Raw genomic sequence first — 8,507 nt, forward strand, 5'->3', positions numbered from 1 at the left:
AAAAATTAATATACAGTACGAGCGCTTCCTAGTGGAAACCAGAAGCGCTCACAGTTTATTCAAATCATCCACGTATTTTTTTGAAAAATAAGCAATCAAAATGTGCATTAATTAATTTGAAAAGCGGGATCACTATGAAGAATAGCGTATGGCTCCGATGACTACGTGGTCAGGCAATGCCGGTTTTACGATATAGACGAAGAAGTAGCTTACTATAACAAACGAGTAAATGACGTAATCTTACTTTGAAGAGTCTGAAATCATGCTTAGAGTTGACAAATGAAACAAACATGTTAGTATATATGCGTGTGCATGCATTTTGTTGTTGTATTTCCTAATATAACTCAGAGAGGAGTCTTTCTCACATGAAAGATTTATTTAGTCCCTATACAATTAAAGGTTTGGAATTGAAAAATCGCGTAGTTATGCCTCCAATGTGCCAATACTCGGTTGACCAAAAGGACGGGGTTGCCACAGATTGGCATTATATGCACTACGTTAGCCGTGCAGTAGGCGGAGCTGGTTTTATCATAATTGAAATGACAGATGTAGAGCCGGATGGTCGTATCTCCGATTTTGATCTTGGTTTATGGTCAGATGAGCAGATTCCTGCTCTCAAACGGATTGTAGATGCTTGTCATAGCTACGGTGCCAAAGTGGGAATCCAGATCGCGCATGCCGGACGCAAGGCGGAAGATGCTGAAGTTCCTGTAGCACCATCTGCTATTGCATTTGATGAAAATTCAAAACAACCTCGCGCGCTTACAACAGAAGAGGTTAAAGGACTGGTTGAGAAATTTCGTGCTGCTGTAGCTCGCGCTGTCAAGGCTGGATTCGACAGCATTGAAATTCATGGTGCACACGGCTATTTGATTCATCAATTTCATTCGCCGCTTACGAATAAACGGGAAGATGAATATGGTAAAGACCTTACCCTTTTTGCTCGGGAAATCATCCAGGCAGCGAAGGGTGAAATGCCAGAAGATATGCCGCTCTTGATGCGTATTTCTGCCAAAGAATACGTAGAAGGTGGATATGGTATTAAGGAAAGCATTGCTTTTGCCAAGGAATATCAAAAGGCAGGAGTAGATATGTTTGATATTTCATCTGGCGGTGAGGGACCTATAGCTGCATGGGGCAGACCAGGAACTCACGCAGCGTATCAAGTCCCCTTAGCAAAAGAGATCAAAGAAGCTTTGGATATTCCGGTGATGGCCGTTGGAAGACTAGAAGATCCAATATTGGCGAATGCAGTTATCGGAAATGAAGAGGCCGATCTGGTTGCTGTGGGTAGAGGGATGTTGAGAAATCCTTATTGGTCACTGGAAGCCGCATCAAAATTGAAAAAAGAAACTGCAATCCCTACACAGTATACTACAGGGTTCTAAGACTGAGCTCTTGCTAATCATAATTGGCCTGTCAAAGTTAAAAATGGTGAACCGCTAGCTATATTTGACCAGGAAAAGATTTTAAGACCGAATGCAACGATAAAAGACTTTGAAATGGAAATGGTCGATTAAGCGAAAAAAGTACGTCCTTTAGACCTTCTATAAAGTACTCTATCAAGGTACTCTACAGAAGGTCTAATTCAATGAACTATGCGACCACAGAGAGCATGTCAGAGGAAGATACATAAGATGAGATTCGGTTTTAGCTATTAGGTGTTGTGATATGTGGCACTATAAGATGGTTATTCATACCATGGACGTTACAATGCAATGTAGCTTCCAATGTTAGACGTGAAGGTTGGTAAAAGCCCTGCAAACTACTCCTCGAGTTTTTGGCATGTCCATTGAACTTTTTGTGTGGAAAATTTGGTGAAAATACAAGCTGGTTGCGGACGTTTTTTTGTATTCCATATTTTCTCTAATTGACTTTGTAACCCGACATTATTATTATCTTATACTATAAGATTAATTATCTCATACTATAAGGTATTAGCGAGAAGGTGTTGTGACCATTGGATTATAAAGCACTAGCGACAGAACTATTCGAGTATATCGTCAAATCGCGGAAACCAGCATTAGAGGAACGAGGGCACTTCTCACGTGGCGAAATGGGGATTCTCATTTGTCTGAATTTCAATAAGGACGGAGTTACCTCTGGCCACTTGAGCGAATACTTGTCCGTCAGTACGGGACGGGTAGCAACGGCACTGAAGAGCCTAGAGAAGAAAGGACTAGTTGTACGACGTACTGATGTCAATGACAAACGTAAGGTGATTGTATTCATTACGGATACAGGTAAGCAATTTATGATTGATAGGCATAAGGAAGGAATCGCATGGACCGAGAATGTTCTTCGAAAGTTAGACGAACAGGATGCCAAAGAACTGATCCGGCTCATTAAGCTTATTGTCTCTAGAAGCTGAATTTCTATGCAGACGCAGGAGCACCATACTTCACCAGACATCAAAGACTATCAGATAAAAGGAGAGCAACGGAATGCTAAAGATATTCAAATATCTCAAAAAAAATGAATGGATGCTCGTGCTTTGCAGCCTGGCTTTCATCGTTGTGCAGGTATGGCTTGATCTGAAGCTACCTGATTATATGGCGGAAATTACGACCAAGCTGCAAACAGAAGGAACACCTATGTCCGAACTGCTGATTCCCGGCAGTTACATGTTGTTTTGTGCCGTCGGCAGTATGATTGCATCTATTATTGTCGGCTATTTTGCGGCAAAGGTCGCGGCAGGGTTGGCCATGCGTCTGCGTGCGATGGTCTTTGACAAGGCCTTATCTTTTTCCATGGAAGAGATGAACAACTTTTCAACAGCCAGCCTTATCACCCGCTCTACGAACGATGTTACCCAAATTCAAACGGTGGTTGCGCTGGGGCTGCAGGTGATCATCAAGGCGCCGATTCTGGCCGTGTGGGCCATTGCAAAAATTGCGGATAAAAACTGGCAGTGGACCGCCTCTACAGGAGTGGCTGTGGCTGTCCTGATCCTGATGCTGAGTGTCATTGTTATTTTCGCTCTTCCGAGTTTCCAAAAAATCCAACGTCTCACCGATAATCTGAACAGAGTAACACGTGAGCATCTGACCGGGCTTCGGGTGGTGCGCGCTTATAATGCAGATCAGTATCAGGAGGAGAAGTTCGGGCAGGCTAATGCCGAATTGACGAATACAAACCTGTTTGCGAACCGGTTAATGGCAATGGTTGGCCCGGGTATGACCTTTATTATGTCGGGTCTGAGTGTCTCGATCTATTGGGTTGGCACTTACCTGATTAACGGAGCGGCCGTGCCGGACCGCATTACGCTATTCTCTAATATGGTCGTATTCTCCTCTTATGCGGTGCAGGTGGTCATGGCCTTTATGATGGTAAGTATGATTTTCTTCCTGATGCCTCGAGCTTCGATTTCTGCCAAACGGATCATGGAGGTTTTGAATACCGAATCCAGTATCGTTAACGGGCATGAGACGACTGGAGAAGAAAGCGTTATGGGGCAAGTGGAATTCCGTAATGTCAGCTTCAAATATCCGGACGCGGAGGAGGCCGTGCTTCGCAATATTAGCTTTACGGCGAAACGAGGCGAGACGGTTGCCTTTATTGGCGCTACAGGCAGCGGCAAAACCAGCGTGATCAATCTAATTCCCCGCTTCTATGATGTGACCGAGGGAGAGGTACTCGTGGACGGTGTGAATGTCAGGAACTATAATCAGCAGGCACTCCATAACAAAATCGGATATGTTCCCCAGAGAGCTGTACTGTTCAACGGTTCGGTGGTATCCAACGTTTCGTATGGTGATAACGGAAGAGCAGGAGCTTCAGAGAAACTCGTCAAAGAAGCCGTTGGTATTGCTCAAGGAACGGAGTTTGTTGAAAAAATGGATGGTCAGTATCAGGGTAGAATTTCGCAAGGTGGAGCGAACGTGTCCGGTGGTCAAAAGCAACGGCTGTCGATTGCGCGTGCCATCTACCGACAGCCGGAAATTTATATTTTCGATGATTCCTTCTCGGCACTAGATTACAGAACAGATCGGATTCTGCGCTCCGCTCTCAAAAAAGAAACCGGCCACGCTACGACACTTATCGTTGGTCAGCGCATAGGCACTATCAAAGACGCTGACCGAATTATCGTGCTGGACCAGGGGGAGATTGTAGGGAGTGGCACGCATGAAGAGCTGATGACGAACTGCAGCACCTATCAGGAGATCGCATATTCGCAGCTTTCGAAGGAGGAACTCATACATGGATAAGAATGAACACACCGTCGACAGCCAGCAAATGAAAATGAATCAGCCAGGTCCCATGGGCAAAGGTCCCGCGGGGGGCAGGGGTGGTGGTGAAAAAGCAAATAATTTTAAAAAGACCATCAGCCAGCTTGCATCCTACAGCAAGGCCTATGTGCCTATGATTATACTCGCTATGGTACTGGCCCTGGTCGGCTCTACCCTCAACGTGATTGGCCCAGATAAGCTCAGTGATATTGCCAACCTGATTCAGGAAGGAATCGTAACCGGGATTGATGTAAGTGCTGTTCAGAAGATTGTTTTTGTATTAGCGCTTTTATATGGATTTGGTCTTATTTTTAACTATTTTCAGGGCTTCATTACAGCAACCGTCTCACAGCGTCTTACAAAGAAGATGCGAACAGAGCTGTCTCGAAAAATCGATCATATGCCTTTGAAGTATTTTGACTCTACGAGTTACGGTAATGTGCTTAGCCGCGTAACCAACGATGTCGATACCATCGGACAAACGCTAAACAACAGTCTCGGCACGCTTGTCAGTGCGCTGGCCACTTTCGTGGGAGCCTTGATTATGATGCTTTATACGAACTGGATCATGACCGTTACCGGAATTGTAGCTACGCTGATCGGCTTTAGCCTGATGAGCGTGATTATGAAGCATTCACAGAAATACTTTGTAGCACAGCAAGCGGAGCTTGGCCAGATCAACGGTCATATCGAAGAAACCTATGCTGGTCATAACGTAGTCAAGGTCTATAACGGGGAACAAGCAGCTAAGGAAGTGTTTCATGGCATTAACAGCCGCTTATATACAAATGCATGGAAGTCCCAGTTCATGTCTGGTCTGATGATGCCAGTCATGATGTTCATTGGAAATTTTGGTTATGTCGCGGTCTGTGTTGTGGGAGCTTTGCTGGTCAACCAACAGACTATAACCATCGGAACTATTGTCGCCTTCATGGTGTATATTCGTCTGTTTACACAGCCCTTGTCGCAGCTGGCACAGGCTGCAACCAATCTGCAATCGGCTGCCGCTGCCAGTGAACGTGTATTCGAATTTCTGGGTGAAGAAGAATTGGTAGATGAGCGTCACAAGACCACGAAGCTGGAAACCGCCAAAGGGGACGTTGAATTCAAACATGTTCGTTTCGGTTATAACGAAGACCATATGATTATCAAAGACTTCTCTATGAAAGCTGAAGCTGGTCAGAAAATTGCCATTGTCGGTCCGACAGGCGCTGGTAAGACCACGCTCGTGAATTTACTCATGCGGTTTTATGAGCTGAACGATGGAGAAATCTACATTGACGGAACTCCGATCAGCCAATTAACGCGTGAGAATATTCATGAATTATTCTGTATGGTGCTTCAGGATACCTGGCTGTTCGAAGGAACGATTCGTGACAATATCGTCTTTTCCAAAGATCATGTTACTGATGAGCAGGTAGAAGCTGCATGTAGAGCGGTGGGACTGCACAGTTTCATTAAAACACTGCCGCAGGGATATGATACAGTTCTGGATGACAAAGCCAATCTCTCTGCGGGTCAAAAGCAATTGATTACCATTGCAAGGGCGATGATTGAAGATTCACCTATGCTCATTCTGGATGAGGCCACAAGCTCGGTCGATACGCGTACGGAATTGCTGATTCAACAAGCGATGGACCAGCTGACTGTGGGGAAAACCTCCTTTGTGATTGCTCACCGACTTTCGACGATCAAGAATGCGGATCTGATTCTGGTCATGAAGGACGGTGACATTATCGAAATGGGTAACCATGAGGAATTGCTAGCAAAAGGCGGCTTCTATGCCGATCTATACAACAGTCAGTTTGAACATGCGTCCTAAAAAGTAACTGCTTGAAAGTATAATGAATATCCATATAGTTCCAACTTAATTAACATCATCATGTGGACATTATAAGGTATAAGAGCCAGAATTTCTTAATCATAATTGTGGAGGCAGATCAATGAACCAGCGTTTTCGAATCACCCGTTCCATGCAGGAAAATCCTGTGGAGCAATCCATTTCCCTGGAGGAGTGCAAAGATTACTTTGCATCCCAGCCAGACTTTTCGTATTCACGGGAGCTTATCATACAAGGTGCTGAGAGCACCATGTCGATCGAGGGAGATTTTTTCATGTGGAAATATGCTGACGTAGAAATACCTTTTCGTCATTACATGGGGGATGTGTACGTGGCTATTTCCAATGAGGCTGTCGTGCCTAAGATGATTGAAATTGCAACAGATTTACAAGCAGATGTAGTGGATGGGTGAAGAACGATTCTTATTGCAGCAAAGTAGGCGTAGAAGCCAAGCTCTGATTATCCGGTTCAGTTCTCGCACCAGTTTGAATCGGTTAATGTGGACAGCCGCGGGAATCCCTTGTCATCTAAAAGACGTGATATACGATTGCTTGTCTGGATATCTGGTGAGTGGTTGCAAAGGATTTGTTCCATGTCTGATCACAGGGCAGAAGCTCAATCGGTTGTGATGAGCTCGGCAACAAAAACGATTCGATTCGTACACAGTATACATCACACAACAAATGTTTCTGGTACGTTCGCTGTGGCAGTATTCACTTCATTCTTAAGGGTCAAGTCGCCAAAACATAAAAATAGCAAGTCTCTTGCAACATGGAGACTTGCTATTTTTATGTTTTCGGTTCATTGAATTTTGCGAAAAAAAATAGTTCCATAGTTATGATTTTTCTAAAAATTTATACTTTTAAAGGAAGATCAAAACGTTTCTATTAAATAAAAAGCAAAGTTTCTAGCTAAAATTAGAGAAAAATTTAATCTGAACTGAAATTTCAGAAGAAAATTAAAGAAAATTTTGCATGTGAATTAGTTCAAAAGAGCTATGAAAAGTCACTATCTATTTAAAAAATGAAGAGTTATTAATTTTGAATCACTTCAGCTTGATGTGAATAAATTCCATTATATAGGTGATTAAAGAATATTGCTGAAAAAGTTGAAATTTGTCGGATGATGTCAGAATTGATTTGTTACATTTGTGTTAATGATGTGTAACGTAAAATTTGTTTTGATACAAGGGTTTTGGACTTTTTTGCAAGTCTACGTCATTTTGATTTTATCAATTTATAAAATCAAAAATTTTGTCTTAAATCACGTTAACGGGTCATGATCGGTATTCAATTTAATAAAAAAGTGAAATTCTTGTATTTGAAGATATAAAAATAATAGAATAATATGGGTTATTTATGGATTTCATGCAATCTATCAATTTGGAACTTTTGTCCCATGCTAATCGGTTTTAAAGTTTGTATATTTAAAATAGCTAGAAAGTATTGGGAGGAAAAAAGGGATATAAGGATTTATTGTGAAATTTTGGGCAATAAGAGGATTTGAGAAATTTATATGGCGACTCCGATCATGTCTTAGTTTTTAAAAATCGTGATCTATCTGACTGAGAAGATCCAGTTATTTTCGCCCGATATGAGGACTTTGCTTAATGGCTTGCAGAACATAGAAGTTGTTCAACAGAAGCTCCATGGACATCAAGCAGGACAACATGCCCTCACTGCTTCCCGAAATGGCTTCATAAGTACATAAGCTGTTCTCTTTTTTAGACAATGTATGGGGGCACTGATTGTAATTGAAACAGCATGGCAGTTGTATAGGCCAAACTGTAAGATTCCCTGTCCATAGCATCATATCCAGTAAATCCGTCCCACATCTCCCGTATTGCAAAAGACAACTTCATTATTTTTAAGGTATGTGAAACGTATCCTTAGCAGCCTGGGAACCCCGTTGGCCCGTCCGATGACCATCATTTTTCATCCATGTACAAAATCAGGAAGTCATAAGCGCAGTCGTGAATCACGCTCCTAACCACGCTGCAGCAGCTCATGTATCTCACAGCATCGATACCCTCCAGCCAAGATTCGACAGCACACATCATGATACACTACGTTGTTAATATTGTGGCAACCATTCTACAACCCACCACCAAGATGTACTCTCAGCATAATTCAAAAATATTCTCATTCCATGCACATTTTCATACATCCAGAGTCAGAGTTATTTGCTATGTCCGCACAACTAAAAAAGCTTGCACTGCGAAAGTGTGAGCGATGAAAAAGAAGATGCGCTTGTTTCGATTCAAATTCAGCTCTTTGAAGGCACCCATATCTCAATGGTATATCAGGAGTGATCGCTTTTGCCGACTACCATTGGCAATTTAATGCCGGAGAAAAGACACGCATGACTAGTTCCTTGACAAGGGCGGTCATTTATGAGGAGTTACTTTACCTCTATCTATTTCGCGAGGAGAGATACGT

5 protein-coding genes are annotated in these 8,507 nt (G+C 42.8%); all 5 read left to right on the plus strand.

Annotated elements, in window-relative coordinates; translation table 11 throughout:
- Positions 1 to 365: 365 nt before the first annotated feature.
- The 5 genes from ACYCS5_RS27520 (at position 366) to ACYCS5_RS27540 (ending at position 6,481) form a co-directional block, all read left to right on the plus strand.
- Positions 366 to 1,388 (plus strand): NADH:flavin oxidoreductase/NADH oxidase, encoded by a 1,023-nt coding sequence (locus tag ACYCS5_RS27520; protein WP_340885396.1) that lies wholly within the window; start codon positions 366 to 368, stop codon positions 1,386 to 1,388.
- Between the two features lie 572 nt (positions 1,389 to 1,960).
- Positions 1,961 to 2,371: a MarR family winged helix-turn-helix transcriptional regulator gene (locus tag ACYCS5_RS27525; protein ID WP_340885398.1), complete on the plus strand. Its 411-nt coding sequence runs from the start codon at positions 1,961 to 1,963 to the stop codon at positions 2,369 to 2,371.
- 73 nt (positions 2,372 to 2,444) lie between these two features.
- The gene (locus ACYCS5_RS27530; protein ID WP_459760458.1) at positions 2,445 to 4,208 is read left to right on the plus strand and encodes an ABC transporter ATP-binding protein; all 1,764 of its coding nucleotides are present in this window, start codon (positions 2,445 to 2,447) and stop codon (positions 4,206 to 4,208) included.
- Positions 4,201 to 6,051: an ABC transporter ATP-binding protein gene (locus ACYCS5_RS27535; protein ID WP_459760459.1), complete on the plus strand. Its 1,851-nt coding sequence runs from the start codon at positions 4,201 to 4,203 to the stop codon at positions 6,049 to 6,051. The genes ACYCS5_RS27530 and ACYCS5_RS27535 overlap by 8 nt, the downstream gene beginning before the upstream one ends.
- A gap of 121 nt (positions 6,052 to 6,172) precedes the next feature.
- A complete protein-coding gene (locus ACYCS5_RS27540) occupies positions 6,173 to 6,481 on the plus strand; it encodes a hypothetical protein (RefSeq protein WP_039275163.1) in 309 nt (102 codons plus the stop codon).
- Positions 6,482 to 8,507 lie beyond the last annotated feature (2,026 nt).

It is taken from the genome of Paenibacillus sp. SEL3, from assembly GCF_054602585.1.